This window comes from Streptomyces sp. NPDC047081, from assembly GCF_040643775.1.
Classification (GTDB): Bacteria; Actinomycetota; Actinomycetes; order Streptomycetales; family Streptomycetaceae; genus Streptomyces.
Map to the genome: position 1 here is coordinate 48,442 of NZ_JBEYUY010000016.1, position 20,738 is coordinate 69,179.

Below are 20,738 nucleotides of genomic sequence, written 5' to 3' on the forward strand. Positions count from 1 at the left end.
CGGGCCCCTCACCCCGCATATCCGGCAACCGGTGTTACTTGCCCCCCAACTGCCGCTTATGTGCAGCATCCTGGAAACAGGGTTCTACGGCGTTCATCATGATCGCAAGATGCGAAACGCGGTGTTTACCGGTCATACGCGTTCATTGTGGCGCCTGTGGGGGTCTTGTGGATGCTCTGTGGACAGGCGGGTCCGGATGTTGCCGAAGTGCTCTCTTATGGCCTCCTCCGCCCTGGTCGAATCGCCGGACCGCACCGCTTCGAGGATGTCCCGGTGCTGCCTACAGGTGACCCGGTGGTCGGGCGGCGCGCCGCCCAGGTCCGTGTGGACACGGTGGAAGGCGTCCCAGAACGCTTCGAGGACCTCGCCCAGGAGCACGTTGTCCAGGCCCCGGTAGAGGGTGGCGTGAAAGGCGCGGTCGGTCTCGGCCAGGCCGGCACCTCCCTGTGCGGCCTGCTGTTCCATACGTCCCACGAGCGCCTCCAGTTCAACGAGGTCCCGCTCGGGAATCCGGCCCGCGAGCCGGGAGACCAGGCCGCTCTCCACGGCCTCGCGCAGCTCCAGCAGCTGGAGGAAGGAGTCCTCGCCGCGGTAGTGACCGGCGACCGTGCGGAAGGCGAGGCCCTCGATCATCGGCGCGAGTGACATCGGGCCGACGTACGTCCCGAAGCCGTGCCGGATCTCCACGATGCCCATCGCCTGCAGCGCCTTGAGCGCCTCCCGCACGGAGTTCCGGCTCGCGCCCAGGAACTCCATCAGCTCGGGCTCGGTCGGCAGCGGGGCCCCGGAGGGCAGCCTGCGGTCGATGATGAGCTTCTTGATCCGCTCCTGAAGGTCACGCGCTGCCATGGCGAGAGAGTATCCGGCCAAACCGGGGGAGCCCCCTGTTCCGGCCAAGCAAAAAGCCCCCCGCTCGCACGGAGGGCCTTCGCTGTCTGTGCGCCGCCAGGGACTCGAACCCCGGACCCGCTGATTAAGAGTCAGCTGCTCTAACCAACTGAGCTAGCGGCGCCTGCTGACGTCGTAACTCTACCGGATCTCGGGCGGTGCTCCGGACCACCGGGCGGTGGGGGCGGCGGGGCGCCGGGGTGGCCGGGTACGTCATTCGGACCGTCAGAATGCGCGTCCGGAAGACAGTTGGGAAACTGATCGACGTGCACGAGCGCGGACATTTCCATCTGGAGTGTGAGGGGAATCGCATGGAGACTCCGGTATTCGAGGAATTCGATCCCGCGAGCGACTGCGACTGCCCGGGTTGCCTGCACTGGCGCCGGGCCCTTCCTCATTCACGGACCGGCCGTCACCCGGCCGCCCACCGAGCGGTGATCGTCGCGGCCGCCGCCTCCGCGGCCCTCGGCGCGGGCCACGCCGTACCGGCCCTCGCCGCCCCGCACGCTCCCCCCGCCCCCGGCGTCCCCGCAGGTGACACCGGCGACGAACCCTCGACCCCGCAAGGCGGCAAGGCCCCCCTGCACGGCCCGGCCGGCAAGCCCGCCAAGCCGCCGCACGTCGTCAAGGCGCCCACGACCACCCGCGCGGAGATCATCCGCCGGGCCAAGACCTGGGTCGCGGCGGAGGTGCCGTACAGCATGGACGAGTACTGGTCGGACGGTTACCGGCAGGACTGCTCGGGATTCGTCTCGATGGCCTGGAGCCTGCCCGGGAACGAATGGACCGGCAGCCTCGACCAGTACGGGGAGCGCATTCCGAAGGACGAACTCCAGCCCGGCGACATTCTGCTGTTCCACAATCCCGCGAACCCCGAGAAAGGCTCGCACGTCGTCATTTTCGGCGGCTGGACGGACTACACGCACACCTACTACATCGCCTACGAGGAGACCCGCCCGCACGCCCGCCGCCAGGCCACGCCGTACGCCTACTGGAGCCACTCGGACCGGTATCTCGCCTTCCGGTACAAGGGGCTCGCGGCGGAGACGGCGGGGGGTGGGACGGGCGTGGGGACGGGCACGGGCACGGGGACCGGTGTGGGTGTGGGCACTGGCGTCGGGAAGGACGCGACGCCTTATCCGGGGGCCGGGTATTTCGGTCCCGGTGCCAACAACAAGTACGTCACCCGGCTCGGGCAGATGCTCGTCGCCCGCGGTGGCGCGCGCTTCTACACCTCCGGTCCCGGGCCGCGCTGGTCGGACGCCGACCGGCGGGCCACCCAGGCCTTCCAGCTGGCCCAGGGCTGGCGCGGCGCGGACGCGGACGGGCTGCCGGGGCCGCTGACCTGGGCGCTGCTGGTGAGCGGGACGGGGAAGGACATCGCGGCGACGGGGACGACCGGGTCGACGGGCGCGGTGGGGGCGGCGGGCCCGCCCGCGAGCTCGTCCCACGGGAAGCCTTCGTCCGGTGGAAAGCCCTCGGGAAAGCCCTCGACCTCCGGGAAGCCCGCCTCGCACGGCGTCCCCGGTTATCCCGGGCGGGGCCTGTTCCGGCCCGGGGCCGACAACGAGTACGTCACCCGGCTGGGGAGGCAGCTGGTGAAGAAGGGGTTCGGCAAGTACTACACGACCGGGCCGGGGCCGCGCTGGGGCGAGGCGGACCGGCGCAACGTCGAGGCCTTCCAGCGCGCCCAGGGCTGGCGGGGCGGCGCGGCGGACGGCTACCCGGGGCCGGAGACCTGGAGGCGCCTGTTCTCCTGAGCGCTCGCCGAGACGACCCACCCACCCGTTGAACCACCCGTTGTGACGCATCTGGCGCGGAGGCTGGAGGCACGCATGAGTACGACGACCACTTCACAGACACCCGAGTCCGAGGGACCGGCCAGGCCCGGTCGGCTCATCCAGAACGAGTCGACCATGGAGATCCCGGTCCACCTGCTCTTCCGCGACGAGCCGGACCCCGTGTCCGTGCCGCTGAAGCCCGCCGTCGTGGGCCGCCGGCAGGGCACCGGCGAGCAGCCCCGCTTCCGGCGCCCGGTGCCGGCCAAGCCCCGCCCAACCGTGCAGGTCGACCCCGAGCTGGCCGAGCGTCCGGCCGGGGTGCTGCCCGGCGTGGTGGGCGTGCTGGCAGGGGCCTGCGGAGTGGCCGGCTGCCTGGCCGCCTCCTGGTGGGCGGGCGTACTGCCACCGCTCGTGACGCACGCGCTGCGGCTCCCGGAGTACGCGGGCGCCGGACTCGGTCCCGCGCAGTGGGCCGCGTACGCCGGTGCCGGTGCCCTCGGTCTGTTCGGGTTCGGCGGGCTGGCCCGCGGGCGGACCGGGCGGGCCTGGGTGCTGGGGCTGTTCGGGCGGTACCGCGGGACGGTCCGGCGCACCGGCCTGATGTGGGTCAACCCGCTGCTGCTGCGCCGCCGGGTGGACGTACGGCTGCGGCACTGGCGCAGCGGGCCGATGCCCGCGGCCGACGGCAACGGCGTCGCGCTGCGGGCCGTGGTCCTGGTGGTGTGGCGGGTGCGGGACACCGCGCGGGCGGTGCTCGGGGTCGAGGACCACGAGACGTATCTGCGCGAGTGCGTGGAGGCGGCCCTGGCCCGGGTGCCGGTCGAGATGCCGGGCGGCACGCGTGGTTCGGTCGAGGCGGCCGGGGACGCGCTGACCCGCCTTGTCGCGGCGGACGCGGCGCCGGTCGGGCTGGAGGTGTTCTCGGTGCGGCCGGTCCGGGTCGAGTACGCGCCCGAGGTCGCCGCGGCGATGCACCGCCGCCGGATCGCCGCGCTGGACGCCCAGCACCGGGCGAGCGTGCTCTCGTCGGTCGTGGACTCGGTGGAGGACACGGTGACCCGGCTGACCGTGCGCGGGCTCGTGGAGCTGGACGACTACGAACGCAAGGCGCTGGTGAAGGACTTGACGGTGGCGTTCAGCGCCGGGTGTATGGACACGGTCAACACACGGTAATAATCTGGTACTTGGTCTAGACCTGCACGCCTCACGGAACTTCCCCCACGTTCTCCAGGAGCGGCAGCATGCGCAGAAAGACCAAGTGGTACGCCGCCACGCTCGGGCTCACGACAGCGGGGGCCATCGTGCTCTCCGCCGGCGGCGCCAGCAGCCACGGCTACACCGACCTCCCCATCAGCAGGCAGAAGCTCTGCCAGAACGGCACCGTGACGAACTGCGGCGACATCCAGTGGGAGCCGCAGTCCGTCGAGGGCCCCAAGGGCTTCCCGGCCGCCGGACCCGCCGACGGCCAGATATGCAACGGCGGTGTCAGCAGGTTCAGTCAGCTCAGCTCGCCCACGACCCCGTCCGGCGGCGCCTGGCCGACGACGAAGGTGACGGGCGGTCAGAGCTACACGTTCCGCTGGCAGTTCACCGCCATGCACGCCACGACCGACTTCAAGTACTACGTCACCAGGCAGGGTTGGAACCAGAACCACAACCTGGCCCGCTCCGACCTCAACACCACCCCGTTCCTGACCGTCCCCTACAACGGCCAGCGCCCTCCGGCCACCCTCTCGCACAGCGGCACCCTGCCGTCCGGGCTGAGCGGCCACCACGTGATCGTCGCGGTGTGGACGATCGCCGACACGGCCAACGCGTTCTACGCCTGCTCGGACGTCACGTTCTGAGCTCCGCTTGAGCAAAACCGGCTTCCCCCGCGGGTAGGTTCACCGCACCAAGCAGTACCTGACCTCGGGGGAAGCCATGGACGTGCTGTTCTATCTCGTGCCCGGCCTGATCATGGCCGTGGCCCTCTTCATGGCGTACCGGGTGGTGCGCCGCTGGCTGCAGGTGCGTGGCGCCTGGAACAGCGGGCTCACTGCGCAGGGTCGCTGTCTGCGGATGTTCACGACGACGCACGGCGGAATGAACGACACCAGCGTGCACACGACCCTCCACCACGTCTACGAGTTCACGACCCACGACGGCCGGGTGGTCCGCTTCGAGGAGGAGGGCGGCCCGGGGACCCGCCTGGAGGGTGACCTCGTCACCGTGTACTACACGGCCGGCGAGAACGTGGTCGCCACCGCCCACGAACCGGGCCGGCTCAAGCAGGCGGCTGCCACCTTCGGCATCCTCGCCTTCCTCGGGGTCGTGGTGGTGTTCTGCGTCGGCTTCATGGTCACGTACACCGAAGTCTTCCTGCCCCTCCACATCTGACGGTACGTCAACTACCGTGCGCCCCCATGGAGTCCAGGGAGTCCAGCAGGCGGCACACGGTCGCGGAGCTCGTGGCCGGGCAGTGGGGCGATCACCGTCCGGCCCTCTGGTACGAGGACCTCGTCCTCACCCACCACGAGGTGGCCGCGGGCGCGGCGGCGCGTGCGGCGCTGCTGGCCGACCTCCTGCCGCCCGGCGCCGAACCGCATGTCGGCGTCCTGCTCGACAACACCCCTGAATATCCACTCTGGTTGAGCGCGGCCGCCCTCGCCGGTGCCGCCGTGGCCGGTATCAACCCCACCCGCCGAGGCCCCGAACTAGCCCGCGACATCCTGCACACCGAGTGCCGTGTCCTCATCACCGAGCACACCCACCTCCCGCTCCTCACGGGCCTCGAACTCCCCGCCGTACGGGTCCTGTTGACGGACACGGAGGAGTACGACGACCTCCTCGCGCCGTATACGAACGCGGTGCCGGACGCCTCCAAGGCCGAACCGGGCGACCGGCTGCTCCTGTACTTCACCTCGGGGTCGACCGGTGCGCCCAAGGCCGCGATCTGCACGCAGGGGCGGCTGGCCGCGGCCGGGGCGTCGCTGGTGGGGCAGTTCGGGGTGCGGCGCGAGGACGTGCACTACGTCTGTATGCCGATGTTCCACGGCAACGCGGTGATCGCCGACTGGGCGCCCGCGCTGGCGGCCGGGGCGGGGGTGGCGCTGCGGCGGCGGTTCTCGGCGTCCGGGTTCCTGGCGGACGTGCGGAGGTACGGGGCGACGTACTTCACGTATGTCGGGCGGGCCGTGCAGTACATCCTCGCGACGGAGGAGCGGGCGGACGACTGGGACAATCCGCTGCGGCTCGGCTTCGGCACGGAGGCGGGGGTGGTGGACGCGGAGGCCTTCGGGCGGCGGTTCGGGGTGCGGCTTGTGGAGGGGTACGGGTCCTCGGAGGGCGGGGCGGCCGTGCAGTGGTCGCCGGGGACGCCGGCCGGGGCGGTGGGGCGGGCGGCGCCCGGTCTCGTCGTACTCGATCCGGAGACGGGGGAGGAGTGCGGGCCCGCCGTGTTCGACGCGGACGGGCGGCTGGTCAACGGGGACGAGGCGATAGGGGAGCTGGTCAACCGGGGGCCGAACCCCTTCGAGGGGTACTGGCGCAACCCGGAGGCCGAGGCCGAGCGGCGGCGGGGCGGGGCGTACTGGACCGGGGACCTCTTCTACCGGGACGCCGACGGCTACCTCTACTTCGCCGGGCGCACCGACGACCGTATCCGCGTCGACAGCGAGAACCTGGCCGCGGCGATGATCGAGAACATCCTCGCGCGGTACGAGGGTGCGGATGCCGTCGCCGTGTACGCGGTGCCGGATCCGGTGACCGGTGACCAGGTGATGGCGACCCTGGCCGGCACCTTCGACCCGACCGCCTTCACCCACTTCCTGTCCGCCCAGCCGGACCTCGGAACGAAGATGGCACCGAGGTTCGTACGGGTGGTGGACCGAATGCCGGTAACGGCCACGAACAAGATCCACCGCGCGCTGCTGAGGCGGGAGGGCGTCCGGTGCGCGGACCCGGTCTGGTGGCGCCCACCGGGCGAGGACGCCTACCGCCGTCTGACCCCGGAAAACGCCGAAGGACCCCTCGCTCCCACGAGAGGCCCTTCACCGGTGCGCCGCCAGGGACTCGAACCCCGGACCCGCTGATGCTGCATCTCCCGGGGGATGACCCCCGGACCCCCAGCCGACCTCGCCGCACCGGAAACGCCGAGGGGCCCCTCGCTCCCACGAGAGGCCCCTCAAGAGTGCGCCGCCAGGGACTCGAACCCCGGACCCGCTGATGCTGCATCCATCTGGGGGATAACCCCCAGACCCCCAGCCGAAAACGCCGAAGGACCCCTCGCTCCCACGAGAGGCCCTTCACCGGTGCGCCGCCAGGGACTCGAACCCCGGACCCGCTGATTAAGAGTCAGCTGCTCTAACCAACTGAGCTAGCGGCGCATGACTCTCGCCGACCACTTGGTCTGTTCCTCGTGGGCGGCGACGGAGAAAATACTACCTGGTCCGGAGGGGTGGTTCTGACCAACCTCAGATGGCCAGGGAGAGGAGGACCGGGGCCGCGCTGCGGTTGAGGGCGTCGGCGGCCTGGCGGAGGCGGTGGGCGTGCTCGACCGGGAGGGACAGGGCCAGGCAGCCCACCGAGGAGCCGGCGGTGATCGGGACGGCCGCGCAGACCGTGCCGACCGCGTACTCCTGGAGGTCGAGGTGGGGCACGGTGGGCGGCTGGGACTCCAGGCGGTGCAGCAGCAGCTTGTCGCTGGTGATGGTGCGCGAGGTGAGGCGGGCCATCTTGTGCCGGGAGAGATGGTCGCGCCGCCCGTTGTTGTCCAGCTGGCCCAGCAGGCTCTTGCCGATCGCGGTGGCGTGGGCGGAGTAGCGGAAGTCCACCCACTCGTTGACCACGGGCGTGCTCGGGCCGTCCGCGTACTGGGCGACCTTCACCTCACCGTCGACGTAACGGCTGAGGTAGACCGCCGCGCCGACCGAGTCGCGCAGCCGGTCCAGGGTGCGCTGGAGCTTGTCGCGCAGCGCCTTCTCGCGGCCCTGGGCGGAGCCGAGGCGGCTGAGGGCGTCGCCGGTGATGTACGCCCCGTCGGTGATCTGCTCGACGTAACCCTCCCGGCGCAGCATCCGCAGGAGGGTGGTCAGCCGCTCCGGGGTGAGGCCGGTGAGCCTGGCGAGCTCGGTGTCGTTGATTCCGGTGGTGTGCCGTGACACGGTCTCCAGGACGCGCAGCGCGTCCTGGGCCGAGTGGTACGGCGCGGTCGGCTCGTGCTTCAGCGCCACGGTTCCCCCTGCGCGCTCGGTCGCTCTACAACTGGGCCGTAATACCAGACAGCGAAACACTTCCAAGATAACGGCCAAGAGGCTTGTTGTGAGCGGCTGTTGACGAGATTCCGACCCCGCCGTACCGCTCTCAGCAGCGACGGAGACACTCTGGCATATGCCGATGACATGAACCGGCGCCCGGACCTCGAAGGTTGAACAGAGTTCAAGCGCGTTCAACCCGTGAAGTCACAGCACCGCGCTGAGAAATTCCCGCGTCCGGTCCTGCTCGGGCTCGCTGAAGATCTTCTCCGGCGGCCCCGACTCGATGACCTTGCCGGAGTCGAACATCAGCACCTGGTCCGAGATGTCCCGGGCGAAGTTCATCTCGTGGGTCACGCAGAGCATCGTGATGTCGGTGGTGCGGGCGATGTCGCGCAGCACGTCCAGCACGCCGGCCACCAGCTCGGGGTCGAGCGCGGAGGTCACCTCGTCCAGGAGCAGCACCCGCGGCCGCATCGCCAGCGCCCGCGCGATCGCGACCCGCTGCTGCTGGCCGCCGGAGAGCTGGCTCGGACGGGCGTCGCACTTGTCGGCGAGCCCCACCAGGTCGAGCAGGTCGCGCGCCCGCTGCTCCGCCTCGTCCTTGGGCATGCCGAGGACGGTGACCGGCGCCTCCATGATGTTGCGCAGCGCGGTCATGTTCGGGAACAGGTTGAACTGCTGGAAGACCATGCCGATCTTCTTGCGGACCTCGCGGACCTGCTTCTCGGGCGCGGGGAAGAGCTTCTCCCCGTCGACGGTGATGGTGCCCTCGTCCGGCTTGGTGAGGGTCATCAGCAGCCTGAGGATCGTCGTCTTGCCGGAGCCGGACGGGCCGATCAGGGTGACGTGCTTGCCGGAGTTCACCGAGAAGTCGAGGTGGTCGAGGACCGTGTTCTGCCCGAACCGCTTGGTGACCTGGTCGAGGCGGATCAGCTCGCTGCCGTCCACCGGCGGGTTGGAGTGGGCGTCGGGTTCTTTCATGAGGGGGGCGTCAGTGGACAAGGCGTCGCTCCAGAGCTCGCAGAAGAAGGGAGGCCAGATAGGAAATGACGATGAAGGCCACGCCGATCACCGTGAGGGGCTCGGTGAACTGGAAGTGCTGCTGGGAGAAGAGCCGGGCCTCGCCGAGCATCTCCAGCACGGTGATCGCCATCAGCAGCGGTGTGTCCTTGAGCATCGCGATCACGTAGTTGCCGAGGGCCGGCACGACCCGGCGGATCGCCTGCGGCAGGATCACCACCTGCCAGGTCCTCAGGCGCGGCAGGTTCAGCGCGGTCGCCGCCTCCCACTGGCCGGCGGGCACGGCCTCGATGCCGGCCCGGTAGACCTGCATGGTGTACGTCGAGTAGTGCAGGCCGATGCCGATGACGCCGGTGGTCAGCGCCGACATCGTCAGGCCCCACTCGGGCATCACGTAGAACAGGAAGAACAGCTGCACCAGCAGCGGGGTGTTGCGCACGAACTCCGTCACGACCCCGACCGGCCACCGCACCCACCTGCTCGGCGTCCGCATCAGCAGCGCCCAGACCAGGCCGAGCGCGAACGAGATCAGCGAGCCGAGGACGAGGGCCTGCAGGGTGACGAGCACGCCGTCCCAGAAGTGCGGCATGAAGTCGCTGACGGCATTCCAGTCCCACTTCACGAGACAGCACCTCCGACACCGGTCGTCTCGGCGCGCTTGAGCTCATGCGCGCCCACCCCGTGCTGGGGCGCCTTGCCCACGCCCGCCTTCAGCTTCTTCTCCAGACTGCGCATGACCCGGGTGAGCAGGAAGGCGATCACGAAGTAGATCAGCAGGATGTACGTGTAGATCTCCGCGCTCTGCTGCAGCGCGAGCCGCACCAGGTTGGCGCTGAAGGTCAGGTCGCCCATGCCGATGACCGACACCAGGGCGGTGCCCTTGAGCAGCTCGATCAGCAGGTTGGAGAAGGGCGGGATCATCTCCGGCACCGCCTGCGGCAGCAGGATCAGCCTCATCCGCTGCCAGGGCGTGAAGCTGAGCGCGATGCCGCCCTCCTTCTGCGCCGGGTCGACCGAGTTCAGCGCCCCGCGCACGATCTCCGAGCCGTAGGCGCCGTAGGTCAGGCCGAGCGCGAGCGTGCCCGCCCACATCGGCACCAGCTGCCAGCCGAAGGCCAGCGGCAGTACGAAGTACACCCAGAAGATCATGATCAGGGCCGAGGTCCCGCGGAACACCTCGGTGTAGAAGCCCGCGAGGAAGCGGACGATCCACAGCCGGTGGGTGCGCGCGACGCCGACGACGAAGGAGACGGCACCGGCCACCAGCGAGCTGAAGAACAGCAGCTGGATCGTGGTCCAGATCCCCTTGAGCACGAGTTCCCAGAGTCCCGAGGTCATCAGCCCGTCCCTCCGCCGCACAGCTCCTTGGCGGTCAGATCGGTCATCTCGGCCTTGGTGAAGCCGAAGGGCCGAAGAATGCGGAAGAGTTCCCCGCTCTTCTTCAGCTTGTGCAGCTCGACGTTGAAGGCGTCCCGCAGCTTCGTCTCGGTCGGCCGGAACGCGAAGGCGCCCCCGTCGACGTGCGGCTTGCCCTTGACGAGCGGTGCGAAGGCCTTGGTCGACTCGGCCTTGCTCGACTTCTTGACCACTTCCCGCGTGGTGAGCGCCGTACCGGCGAAGACGTCGACGCGGCCCGCCTCCACGGCGTTCAGCCCGGCGACCTGGTCCGGCACGATCAGGATGTCGCTCTCCTTGTACCCCGCCTCGACGGCGTACTGGATCTCCGCGTACCCGGTCCCGGTCGCGAACTTGGCCTTCTTCGCGACGACGTCCTTGTAGTCGTGCAACCCCTTCGGGTTCCCCTTGCGCACGATGAACGCATCCAGCATCTGGTAGTCGGGGTCGGCGAAGATGACCTGCTCACAGCGGTCGGGGTTGACGTACATCCCGGCCGCGACGACGTCGAACTGCTGCGAGTTCAGGCCCGGGATCAGCGAGCCGAACTCGGTCGGCACGGGCTGGACCCGGTCGATGCCCAGCCTCTTGAAGATGACCTTGGCCAGTTCCGGCGCCTCGCCGGTCAGCTCGCCGTTCTTGTCGATGTAGCCGAACGGGATCTCGCCGGCGATGCCGAGGCGTACGACACCGGCCGCCTTCAGCCGTTCGAGCAGATCACCGCCGTTCGTGGTGGACGCGGTGGCCACGCGGCTGCAGCCGGCGGCACCCAACGCACCGAGCGCCGCCACCCCCGCGAGCAGCGACCGGCGTGTGGTCCCGGTTGTGTCTCTCTCGTTCCCAATAGGTGGAGCCATGGCGGCGCGGCTACCCGAGAGCATGCGATGTATGCACCATGGAACGCATGGCTGACCGCTACATAGAAGTCTCGCTGGTCAAGCGCGGTATCTCCTGCACGGCAAAACTGCTGGACGACCGCGCCCCCGTCACCTGCGCGGCCGTATGGGACGCCCTCCCCCTGGGCAGCGACGTCTACCACGCGAAATACGCCCGCAACGAGATCTACGCCCTCTTCCCGCCCTTCGCGACATCCGAGCCACCCCTGGAGAACCCGACCGTCACCCCCATCCCCGGCGACCTCTGCTACTTCTCCTTCGCCGGCACGGAACTGGGCACGAAGTCCTACGGCTACGACCGCGAGGTCCGCCCCGGCACCACGGTCGTCGACCTGGCCCTCTTCTACGAACGCAACAACCTCCTCCTCAACGCAGACGTCGGCTGGGTCCCCGGCATCGTCTGGGGCCGGATCACCGAGGGCCTGGAGGCGATGGCCGAGGGCTGCAACGACCTGTGGCGCTCGGGGGCGGCGGGGGAGACGCTCCGCTTCCGGCGGCTGTGAGGTCGACAGGGGGCTCTTCCGCGTGCTCCAGATGTCTCAGCGGCCGTTTGCGGGAGCCTGGGCGGCGAGTACCGGAATGGAGGCGATCTTCGCTGCGTCCAGGTGCTCCCACACCAGCCCAGCCGGCCGGTGCGGCGACTGACAGGAGATGACCTCGTCGGGCGTGACGATCAGGTCCACCCCGAAGTCGTGGTCGGTCGCCGGGAGTTCCTCGTCCAGTACCTGGAGGGCGTGGACCGTGGACACGACCACTGTCCGGTCGCTGATCAAACCGGCCTCCATCAGGAAGGCAAACTCAAGATCGGAATATCCGGCGCCCTTGCCGATGCGTACACCGGCTCTGTTCACGGCGACACTGCCGACCACAACCATGTCGACGGGCTCCAGGTCGTCCACGTCGACCCGCGGAGCTACGGTTGCCGCGATCTTGCTGGAGGCCGCTTCTTGCGGAGAGACGGGGAGCGCCGCGGGATCGAGCAGATAGAAGGGTTGCGGATCGGCGAGCTTCGGCACTGCCATGAACACCGTCTTCCCCTCGTAGAGTGCACGAGCACGTACGGGTAGCTGTGCCTTGTCCGGCACGGCCTTGATGACGCGCGTGTCGCGCCAGGACTTCAGGCCGGCGAGCCTGTCCGCAGCGGCATCGGAGCCTTTGAAGTTCGGGATGCGGCCGTGGGCCGTCTCGTTCAGAACGGCCCTCTCCGCGTCGAGCAGATCCCAGACGCGCTCGCGTACTCGTTGCTTGGCTTCGTCCACGTGTGTGTGCACGTCGGGCTCCTGCATGCTGTGGTCACGTCGCTTCCATCAACGCCATCAGACGGTCCTGCGCGTCCTGCACCGCAGATTCGCTGCGCCACGGGCGCATTTCTCGGGCGGCTCGGAAGACGATGTTCATCCCACCACCTCCGCGCGTGCCGTGCAGTTCGCTCACAGCGTCGGTAAACGCGACGAGCGCGCCGTCGAGGTTCCCGTCCCGGAGACGGGCCAGCGTGAGGTTGCCGAGGACGATCGCCCGGGACTTGCGCCTGTCGTGCAGCTCTGCCGCGGTCTGGGCCAGGAGCTGTTCGGCCTTGCGGTAGTCGCCGAGCGAGAGATAGCAGGAGCCGGCCAGACGGCCCAAGTGGGTGGGCGAGAAGAGTTCGTGGGCTGCGTCCGCACCGTGGGCCTGCCCCAAGTGTCTCTCGGCGCCTCCCAGAGCACGCTCACACTCGGCACTGTCGCCCAGGTAGGCGTACGCCTCCGCAGCGTGCAGCATGGCGAGCCCCGTGAGGACGTGGCTGGTGAATCGGGCCGTACGGGCTGCCTGGAGCGCCAGATCCAGACCCTCCCGGTAGTCACTGGCCCTGTAGAGGGACACGTAGCAGGTGCGTAAGAGGGCATGCCCCTCCGCGTTCGGATCACCCAGGTGACGCGCCACTTCGGCGCTCTGCGCGTAATGCGAGCGGGCCGTCGCGTGGTCGCGCCGCTGGGGAGACATCCCAGACGAGCTGCCCCATGAAGGTCGCAGCGTCCGCCTGAAGGACGCGCATCTCGCGCTGAACGCGCCCGGACGGAGCTTCTCCGGCGAGGAAGGAAACCCTGCTCGTATGTTCGCCTGCCCGCGCCAGCAGCGTTGCGGAGGGTTCGCGGTCGTAGCGCTCGCCCAAGGAGTCCATGCTGCTCCGGAGTTCGGCAACGGTCGCCAGATCCACACGGGCCGGGTAACGCAGGGCGTACTCCGTGCGCTCTGTGGTGGACTGCTCGTCGGCGGGTGTGACCACAAGAAGTTCGCTCAACTCGTCCGCACCTAGCTGGAGGATCTCCGCAAGCCGCGGTCGGATCCACGGTTGGGGCGCCACTTTCCCGGACTCCCACGCGCGGCAGTGGACCGTTCCACCCGTAGCGCCTCGGCGAGGCTTTCCTGCGTGTGGCCCATCGCCCGGCGGCGGCGCACCAAGCCGTGCCGTTTCAGAGCCATGGAGCCAATCTCCCTGCGTAGGTCTTCAGTTGCTCGGAGGCGAAACTCTCCTGGTCATGCCCGGTGATGCGTCATGAATGCCTCATTCATGCGCCAATTCTGCTCTGGTTCGCGGTCGTTTGGAGCGGTTCCGTAGAGCTTCACCGAATGGACCAAGCGCCCCACGCGCCACCGCATCCGGGACGGAGAGCGTCATGGCACCACCCCCACATGGCCCTCGGCAGCAGCCGTCAATTGCACGGGCGTTGAGCCACGATCCGGTATCCGTAGGCGCGGCGAGGAGGTTCACTGCGCGCATTCTCAGCACCTGGGGCATCAGCGACCGTATCGACGAAGTGCTGCTCTGCGTATCGAAGTTGGCTACCAACGCCGTGCGTCATGGAGTCCCCGACACGGTCGGTATCCTCGTACGGCTCAGAGTCAGCGACCAGTTGCTGCGCATCGAAGTGCACGACAGCAGCCCGGTACTGCCTGAACATCGCTATCCGGATCACGACAGCGACACGGGGCGGGGGCTCCTGCTGGTCTCCGCGTGCGCTGATGGCTGGGGCGTCGACCGGCACGTCGACCACAAGGTCGTGTGGGCCGAGTTCAAGATCGATGCCCCGGTCACGATGAAGGTGATCCCGTGCTGACGCCTGCAAGCCCGAGTGGTCTCTGGGTGCCCGCGGCGCCCAAAGCCGGCGTCACCGTCCCTCTCACCGTCCGTACCTGGATCGGTGCCGACCCAGGCGGTCACGCGATTGTCTTCACCCTCCTGGCGCATCCGCCCGCGCGCTGGCCCGATGCCACTTTTGCAGGCATTCGCCGGTGCATGACGGCCTCCGCCCTCGCTGCCGGACTCCGTACACCTGATCAACCCATCGTCGACCTGGGCACCTGCCTGCCTGCCTCGCCCTGCCCACGCACGAGCACTTGAGGAGGCTGCTTCTCACCCGCCCCGAGGCCGCGCTCGTCGTCGGCCTGGCGCCGCTCGACGTTCATGCCGCCGAGGACGAAGGCGACCGCTATATCGACCGCTGCCTTCATCAGGGCGACCTTATGGTCGGCCGCGTGCACGCCGAGTGCGTGGTGGCGGGGCGGCCGTCGGACAGGAGCTGACGACGCCGGACATGCCCGTAAGTGACTGCAGGCGCAGCGCGTCCAACGCCAGCGCCTCGCTGCACACCACCACGCCGTACGGCGCCATTGATCGAGCGGAGTCGGTACTCCATGACGGCCGCCTTCAGATCCCCACCGCCCAGGGAAGAAGCCCATGCACGAACTGATCGCCAGCCCGTTCCTCGACGAGTACCTCGTCCTTTGCCCCGGCGACGACAACGGGGTACAGATTCCGCTCGTCCGGTACCTCGAACTGAGCAAGGCCGCGAGCACAGGCGCAGATGTTCCGCCCTGGTTCGTCGACGGCGCGCGTGGGGGCTCGACCTCCCCGCACACCGTCCTCTACGCGACAGCGTCCTCGTGCGCACCCTGCCCCCGTACGGCATGGCGCGCGCGTCGTACGAGATCAACAAGGGCTGCGACTACGACTGCCCGCACTGCTACCTCGGGCTGAAGCGGTTTGAGGGGATGCCATGGGCCGACAAGGTCCGGCTGCTCGACATGATGAGCGAGGCCGGCGTGCTCTGGATTCGATCACGGGCGGCGAACCGCTGATCGATAGTCACCACCCATACTTCGATGCCGCCGTTCGAACAACGTTGCACGGCTGGTCAGGAACGCGAAGCTCCCTCTCGGGGTTCATGGTGTGGCCAATTGTCACGCGGGAGGCGTGGGTAAGCCGAAGCCGGCAAGTGGTTGTCCCGGCTCCAAATGTTCACCTAGCATTTGTTTTCCGTGCCGTAAGAATTGTTGAACGGTTCATGCTGCTTTGTGGCTGCGCGGTCGCCTGAATCGCATGAGTAAGGACGGGTGGGGAATGGTCCATTTCTGGCGATGCAGCTGCACATGTCTGTCGCGATCATTTGGCGGCACGCGCAAACGTGGCGGCCATCCGGCCTGAGTCGCTGCACGGTCGCGGCGTAATCGCACTTGCGAAGAGAGCGGATTCCGGCGACCTTCCGGGGTGAGCCGTGTACGTGATCGCGCAGGGCGTTTGCGCAGGTCAAAGTCTGCGGCTCTCTGCTTTCTTTGCGTGCCCTTGAGCCGATAATCGTTGTTCTTTGAAGTAAGTGATCCTTACGCTCCTCTGAACTCGGACATGATCCCCATCGGGGATGAAGTCCATAAACCCATAGGGGGGTTCACAGGTGTTGCAAACCAGACGCACCCGGCACAGACCCTTGGCGTTCGCCGTCGTGCTCTTCTCGGTACTCGCATGGCTCGGCTTGGGGAGCCTGACGCACGCGGGTGCCACGACCGCCTCCAGCGGTGACTTCTTCCCCGTCTCGCCGTCTTCCAAGATCGTCGACACCCGATCGTCTCTCGGCGTCAGCACGGCGCTCGGCGCAGCCTCCACGACCTCTTTCCAGGTTGCGGGTGTGGGCGGGGTGCCTTCCTCCGGAGTGTCAGCCGTATCTCTGGTCGTCAAGGCGGTGAACGCCACCTCCTCGGGCAGCTATCTGGAAATGTGGCCCGACGGAACGACCAAACCCGCTCCCGGTTCCACGGTCAACTTCTCAAGCGGCGACACCACGAGCAACGCGGCGATCGTCGCGGTCGGGTCGGACGGGAAGATCGACGTCTACAACTCCAGTGGCACCGTTGACCTGGTCGTAGACGTCAGCGGGTACTTCACCGCCGCCGGCGGCGCCACCTCGCCCGGCGGATACGTTCCCGTCGAACAAGCACGGATCCTGGACACCCGCAACGGAACGGGGGCCCCGGAAGCGCAAATCGCTCCCGGTGGCACGCTGAACGTCCAGATCGACGGGGTGGCCGGAGTCACCGACGAAGCGTCCGTCTACGCGAACCTCATCGTTCCCGCGTCCGGCGATGACGGGAGCTTGTACGCCTACGCCACCGGCGGTTCGACCGGGCAGCCGGTCATGGACTACAAGAGTGTCACCACTTCGCAGGGCGCGGTCATCCCGGTCGGAACGAACGGCCAGATCACCCTCAAGAACGGGTCGTCCACACAGTCCATCGATGTCGTTCTGGACGTCTACGGCTACTTCACCGAAGCTCCCTCGAACGGCGGCGCCTTCACCGCCGTCCAGGACCGCTTGCTGGACACCCGCTCATCCACGGCAATCCCGGCCGGCGGCAGCATCAGCGTTGCGGTGGCCGGCAACGACGGCATCCCGACGACCTTCGGTGCCGCGGCGCTCAATCTGACCGCGACCGGCCAGCAGAAATCCGGCTATCTGCGAGTGTGGCCCACTGGGCAGACCATGCCGACCATCACCTCGGTGGACACCTTCCAAGCCGGTACCTCAACCTCCGACCTGGTGATCGCCCAACCCGGGACGCAGGGCGCGGTGAGCATCTACAACGGCAGTTCCGGCACCATCCAGCTCATCGTCGACCTGGAGGGCTGGTTCTCCACCGATCAGGTCACCGCGACACCCGACCCCACCGACACCGCGCCCGACCCCACCGCGAGCGATCCAGGCCCCAAGCCCACCGGGGCAGTCGCCGTCTCCGCGGCTCCCACGGTGAGCGACACCCCGACGCCCACGGTGAGTTCCGCCTCCGGTGGGGCAGCGGTGTCAGGCGCCTTCACCAACGCTGCGGGCACGGGTCTGCCGAACCTCACGGTGACTCTCACTGCGCCGGACGCCCTGACCGACGACACCAGCGGCGAGACCACGCTGCCGGTCGTCGGTACCGCGACCACCACCTCGGACGGCAGTTGGACGTACTCCCTGCCGGATCCCCTGCCGAGCAGCCTGCAGGCACTTGCCGACGCCAACAACGGCGTCCTCAACCTGGCCGCCACCGTCAACGGCTACACCAGTGACGGTAAAGCGATGACGGCGACCGACAACGTCAGCGCCGGGGTGGCCGAGGGGTCATCCACGACGCAGGCGGCCCAGGACGTGCAGACCTACAGCACTCCGCACACCCTGGCGCTGAACCTCGACACCGTCACCACGACGACGGATACAGCCGCCGATTCGGACACGGTCTCCAGCCTCGCCCAATCGATCGCGGACTCCGCCGACCCGGACGGCGACACATCAGCCCTGCCGACCTATCAGACCGCGACCGGCAGCACGAGCACGTATGCCGCCAACATTGTCGACGGCGTCGACTACAGCAGCGTCATCCCTATGGACAACCCGTGCAGCGTCAGCTCGAAGATCCTTAAGAAGGAGGTCGCTTACACCACCGTCGGTGAGGCCCATGCCTACTGGGACGCTGAGGCGAGCTTCGATTACAGCAACACCATGTCCAGTCAGATCGGCGTCGCCACCAGCACTGACGGCAAGGGCTGGACCATCTCCGGCAGTGTCAGCGAGACCAAGACCACCGGACACTCCACCGGATATGCGGGGAAGGGTCCATACTTTGCCCGCCAGTGGCGCGTGCCCATCAACTACGCCAAGGTGCGCAACACGGTGACCTGTCTGCACGGCGGCGGCTACACGTCCTACGAAATCCGCCCTCTCGGCTACAAGATCCCCGCAGGCGGCTACGTGGGCACGTACGGCAAGTCCGTTACCAAGTACGACGGGTACCACGGTTGGCTGGCGGCCCATGCCGACCGCCGGGGCATCGTGAAGGCCGGGACGTACTTCTCTCTGTCGTCGGGAAGTTCCATGACCTACACCGTGGGGGCCACCGTATTCGGCTTCGGTATCTCCTCTCAGACGATGTACAACGGCACCCACACCCAGAAGATCCAGGCCGGCAACAAGGCAGGAGATCACGATATCTGGGGAGCAAAGGGAACGCTCTATGGCAAGCCCGGCACTTTTTACTCGTTCTAGCCGACTGCTGATGGCGGGCTTCGCCACGGCTGTCCTGGCTTCCTGCGCGGGTCCGGCGAGTTCCACACCGGCAACGGGTCACGCTCTCGCGGCGGCGGGCCCTCCCGCTGCCGGAGTCCTGGGCGTCCCGAACGCCCAAATCGGAACCACCTGGAGATTCGCCTTCCCGCTGTTCGTCAACAACTCGAAGACCACGGTCCATGTCACATCGGTACGGTTGGACAACGTTCCAACCGGTGCGCTGGTCGAGGGATATCCCCTCTACTCGATGAAGGACACGAACGGATACATCCTGGACAGCATGGAGGGGGATAAGAACGTTCCAGGATCCAGGGACATGACCAAAATGCCAAACTATTCCGTAAACCCGTCGTGATACGGAGTCATCAAGACAGTGGTGACTACTACTTCATGGTCAGGGTCAAGATTGTCGGGCGTATCAAGAAGCACCTCAGCGGCTGCCACGTGAACTACACACAGGGCACCAAAAAGTACACCCAGAAGGTGCACTGCGAGTACGCACTCGACATGAAGTAACCGCCGGCACGAACCAGCAACAAGCGCCACATGTGCTGTGCCGTTGTTGCCTCCTGTCCGGAGGCAACAACGGCACAGCGTCACGCAAGCCGGTATTCCTCACGCCTGCACGATCGGCTCCCGCGTGAACAGCGCCCCCAGCGTCGGCGCGTTCACCCTGCGGTCGGCCAGGCGCAGGCCCTCCCACACCGTGACCTGGTTCGCGGTGAGGACCGGCTTGCCCAGTTCCTTCTCCAGGGCGGGGATGTGGGCCGCCGTGTGCAGGGCCGTGTCCGGGAGGAGGAGCGCGTCCGCGTCGGGGCGGTCGGCGTCCCGTGCCAGCAGGAAGACCTCCGCCTCGCCCCAGGTGCCGACCTCCGCGGCCGTGACGATCCCGGCCCCGCGGACCGACGTCACCTCCAGGCCGGCCGCGCGCAGGAAGTCCGCGAAGAGCCCGGCCACGTCCTCGGGGTAGGTCGCGCCGACCGCCAGCCGCCGCACGCCCAGCTCCCGTGCCGCGTGCACGAAGGCGAAGGACGTCGAGGAGGCCGGCATGCCCGCGCTCAGCGCGAGGGTGCGGACCTGCTCGTGGGCGCCCTCCCAGCCGTACACGAAACTGCCGCTGGTGCACGCCCAGACCACGGAGTCCGCGCCCGCCATGCGCAGTTCCTCGACGCCGGCCCCGAGCCGCTCGGCCGAGCCCATCTCCAGCAGGGCGTCGACCCGGTGCGCGTCCGTGCCGATGTCGGTGTGGACGACGTCGAGCCGGATGTCACTGCCCAGGAGCTGCTCGATGCGCGGGTAGTCGTCCTCGGCGGAGTGCCCCGGGTAGAGGAATCCGAGTGCGGTCATGGCCTGCCTTCCTGCTGCTGTTCACCGTCCGGGAGTTCCGGCAGTACGGGACCGGAGCGCGCCGCCGGATCGATCAGCGCCTGATACGGCCCTACCGCCCGGGTACCCAGCCGGGCCAGCGCGGCCCACATCGTCACCTGGTTGGCCGAGATCACCGGAATGCGCAGTTCGGCCTCCAGCTGCGGGATGACGTCGTACGTCGGAAGGTTGGTGCAGCTGATGAAGAGCACGTCGGCCGAGCGCCGGACCGCCTTGTGCGCCATGGCGACCACATCGCGGTACGGGACCTTCCAGATGTGCCGGGTCAGGCCCATGTAGGCGCAGCCGGTGACCTTCGCGCCGGCCTCGGCGACGTACTCCTCCAGCGCCCGGGTCACCGAGACGGTGTACGGCGTGACGAGCGCGACCCGGCGTGCTCCGAGCGCCGCCAGTGCCTCCAGGAGCGCGCCCGAGGTGGTGATCGAGGGGACGGCGCCCGCGCGCGTCATCGCCGCGCACATCGCCCGCTCGCCGGCGATCCCGCCGACGAAGCTGCCGGAGGTGCAGGCGTAGGCGACGACCTCGGGTGTGATCGCGGTCAGCGTGCGGACCGCGTCGTCGAGCGTTTCGTGCTCGCTGACCAGCCGGGCCAGGTCGAGGCTCACCTCGACCGGCACGAACGGGGTCCGGGTCAGGTGCAGCGAGACCTCGTCGGGCACCCAGCGCCACAGCTCGCGGTCCAGCGCGAAGTCGAAGGGGGCGACCACTCCGACGCCGCGCTGCGGCCGGGGTCCACCAAGGAAGGAAACGTCCATGACGGACACCGCCCTCACAGTGAGA

Annotated in this window: 20 protein-coding genes and 2 tRNA genes; 9 read left to right on the plus strand and 13 right to left on the minus strand. The window is 68.3% G+C overall.

All coding sequences use genetic code 11. The features are described 5' to 3' along the window. Positions 1–132 precede the first annotated feature (132 nt). Both ABZ848_RS28080 and ABZ848_RS28085 read right to left on the minus strand, forming a co-directional pair. Positions 133–849 (minus strand): FadR/GntR family transcriptional regulator, encoded by a 717-nt coding sequence (locus ABZ848_RS28080; protein WP_360836310.1) that lies wholly within the window; start codon positions 847–849, stop codon positions 133–135. An 89-nt stretch (positions 850–938) separates the two neighbouring features. Then, positions 939–1,012: transfer RNA gene (locus tag ABZ848_RS28085), tRNA-Lys, on the minus strand. A 187-nt stretch (positions 1,013–1,199) separates the two neighbouring features. Between ABZ848_RS28085 and ABZ848_RS28090 the strand changes: the two genes are divergently transcribed. The 5 genes from ABZ848_RS28090 to ABZ848_RS28110 all read left to right on the plus strand — a co-directional run bounded on the left by ABZ848_RS28090 (position 1,200) and on the right by ABZ848_RS28110 (position 6,742). Next, positions 1,200–2,648, plus strand: a complete 1,449-nt coding sequence (locus ABZ848_RS28090; protein WP_360836312.1) for a peptidoglycan-binding protein — start codon at positions 1,200–1,202, stop codon at positions 2,646–2,648. Between the two features lie 75 nt (positions 2,649–2,723). Beyond that, a complete protein-coding gene (locus ABZ848_RS28095; protein WP_360836313.1) occupies positions 2,724–3,842 on the plus strand; it encodes an SPFH domain-containing protein in 1,119 nt (372 codons plus the stop codon). A 68-nt stretch (positions 3,843–3,910) separates the two neighbouring features. Beyond that, positions 3,911–4,516 carry a lytic polysaccharide monooxygenase gene (locus ABZ848_RS28100; RefSeq protein WP_360836315.1) on the plus strand — a complete coding sequence of 202 codons (606 nt, stop codon included), beginning with the start codon at positions 3,911–3,913 and terminating at the stop codon, positions 4,514–4,516. A 76-nt stretch (positions 4,517–4,592) separates the two neighbouring features. Continuing rightward, entirely contained in the window at positions 4,593–5,048 is a 456-nt protein-coding gene (locus ABZ848_RS28105; RefSeq protein ID WP_360836316.1) for a hypothetical protein, read from the plus strand. Between the two features lie 26 nt (positions 5,049–5,074). After that, positions 5,075–6,742 carry a long-chain-fatty-acid--CoA ligase gene (locus ABZ848_RS28110; protein WP_360836318.1) on the plus strand — a complete coding sequence of 556 codons (1,668 nt, stop codon included), beginning with the start codon at positions 5,075–5,077 and terminating at the stop codon, positions 6,740–6,742. Positions 6,743–6,962: 220 nt separating this feature from the next. On the opposite strand, the gene ABZ848_RS28115 is transcribed toward ABZ848_RS28110, so the two are convergent. The 6 genes from ABZ848_RS28115 to ehuB form a co-directional block, all read right to left on the minus strand. Beyond that, positions 6,963–7,036 (minus strand) — tRNA-Lys (locus ABZ848_RS28115). A gap of 87 nt (positions 7,037–7,123) precedes the next feature. Further along, entirely contained in the window at positions 7,124–7,882 is a 759-nt protein-coding gene (locus tag ABZ848_RS28120) for an IclR family transcriptional regulator C-terminal domain-containing protein (protein WP_360836320.1), read from the minus strand. A gap of 228 nt (positions 7,883–8,110) precedes the next feature. After that, positions 8,111–8,887 carry an ectoine/hydroxyectoine ABC transporter ATP-binding protein EhuA gene (gene ehuA, locus ABZ848_RS28125; protein ID WP_360836322.1) on the minus strand — a complete coding sequence of 259 codons (777 nt, stop codon included), beginning with the start codon at positions 8,885–8,887 and terminating at the stop codon, positions 8,111–8,113. A gap of 10 nt (positions 8,888–8,897) precedes the next feature. After that, on the minus strand, positions 8,898–9,548 hold the full coding sequence (gene ehuD / locus ABZ848_RS28130; protein WP_360836324.1) for an ectoine/hydroxyectoine ABC transporter permease subunit EhuD: 651 nt from the start codon (positions 9,546–9,548) through the stop codon (positions 8,898–8,900). Next, positions 9,545–10,264, minus strand: coding sequence for an ectoine/hydroxyectoine ABC transporter permease subunit EhuC (gene ehuC, locus ABZ848_RS28135; RefSeq protein WP_360836326.1), 720 nt, complete (start codon positions 10,262–10,264; stop codon positions 9,545–9,547). Before ehuC ends, ehuD begins: the two co-directional genes overlap by 4 nt. Beyond that, positions 10,264–11,178, minus strand: a complete 915-nt coding sequence (gene ehuB / locus ABZ848_RS28140) for an ectoine/hydroxyectoine ABC transporter substrate-binding protein EhuB (RefSeq protein ID WP_360836328.1) — start codon at positions 11,176–11,178, stop codon at positions 10,264–10,266. The genes ehuC and ehuB overlap by 1 nt, the downstream gene beginning before the upstream one ends. Positions 11,179–11,225: 47 nt before the next feature. On the opposite strand from ehuB, the gene ABZ848_RS28145 reads away from it, so the two are divergent. Next, positions 11,226–11,720, plus strand: coding sequence for a DUF3830 family protein (locus ABZ848_RS28145; protein WP_360836329.1), 495 nt, complete (start codon positions 11,226–11,228; stop codon positions 11,718–11,720). 36 nt (positions 11,721–11,756) lie between these two features. Here the strand turns inward: ABZ848_RS28145 and ABZ848_RS28150 are convergent, their stop codons facing one another. Together ABZ848_RS28150 and ABZ848_RS28155 are read right to left on the minus strand one after the other, a co-directional pair. Further along, positions 11,757–12,503, minus strand: a complete 747-nt coding sequence (locus ABZ848_RS28150; RefSeq protein ID WP_360836330.1) for a 5-formyltetrahydrofolate cyclo-ligase — start codon at positions 12,501–12,503, stop codon at positions 11,757–11,759. 7 nt (positions 12,504–12,510) lie between these two features. Beyond that, positions 12,511–13,077: a hypothetical protein gene (locus ABZ848_RS28155; RefSeq protein ID WP_360836331.1), complete on the minus strand. Its 567-nt coding sequence runs from the start codon at positions 13,075–13,077 to the stop codon at positions 12,511–12,513. A 794-nt stretch (positions 13,078–13,871) separates the two neighbouring features. Here ABZ848_RS28155 and ABZ848_RS28160 point away from each other — a divergent pair. Next, positions 13,872–14,312, plus strand: a complete 441-nt coding sequence (locus tag ABZ848_RS28160; RefSeq protein ID WP_360836333.1) for an ATP-binding protein — start codon at positions 13,872–13,874, stop codon at positions 14,310–14,312. A 220-nt stretch (positions 14,313–14,532) separates the two neighbouring features. Here the strand turns inward: ABZ848_RS28160 and ABZ848_RS28165 are convergent, their stop codons facing one another. Continuing rightward, positions 14,533–14,706, minus strand: coding sequence for a hypothetical protein (locus ABZ848_RS28165; protein ID WP_360836335.1), 174 nt, complete (start codon positions 14,704–14,706; stop codon positions 14,533–14,535). Between the two features lie 432 nt (positions 14,707–15,138). On the opposite strand from ABZ848_RS28165, the gene ABZ848_RS28170 reads away from it, so the two are divergent. Continuing rightward, the gene (locus ABZ848_RS28170) at positions 15,139–15,333 is read left to right on the plus strand and encodes a hypothetical protein (RefSeq protein ID WP_360836337.1); all 195 of its coding nucleotides are present in this window, start codon (positions 15,139–15,141) and stop codon (positions 15,331–15,333) included. A 626-nt stretch (positions 15,334–15,959) separates the two neighbouring features. Continuing rightward, a complete protein-coding gene (locus tag ABZ848_RS28175) occupies positions 15,960–18,551 on the plus strand; it encodes a hypothetical protein (protein WP_360836338.1) in 2,592 nt (863 codons plus the stop codon). A gap of 636 nt (positions 18,552–19,187) precedes the next feature. Here the strand turns inward: ABZ848_RS28175 and ABZ848_RS28180 are convergent. After that, positions 19,188–19,919 (minus strand): decarboxylase, encoded by a 732-nt coding sequence (locus ABZ848_RS28180; RefSeq protein WP_360836340.1) that lies wholly within the window; start codon positions 19,917–19,919, stop codon positions 19,188–19,190. After that, complete coding sequence (locus tag ABZ848_RS28185) at positions 19,916–20,713, minus strand: aspartate/glutamate racemase family protein (RefSeq protein ID WP_360836342.1); 798 nt, start codon at positions 20,711–20,713, stop codon at positions 19,916–19,918. Before ABZ848_RS28185 ends, ABZ848_RS28180 begins: the two co-directional genes overlap by 4 nt. Between the last annotated feature and the right edge of the window lie 25 nt (positions 20,714–20,738).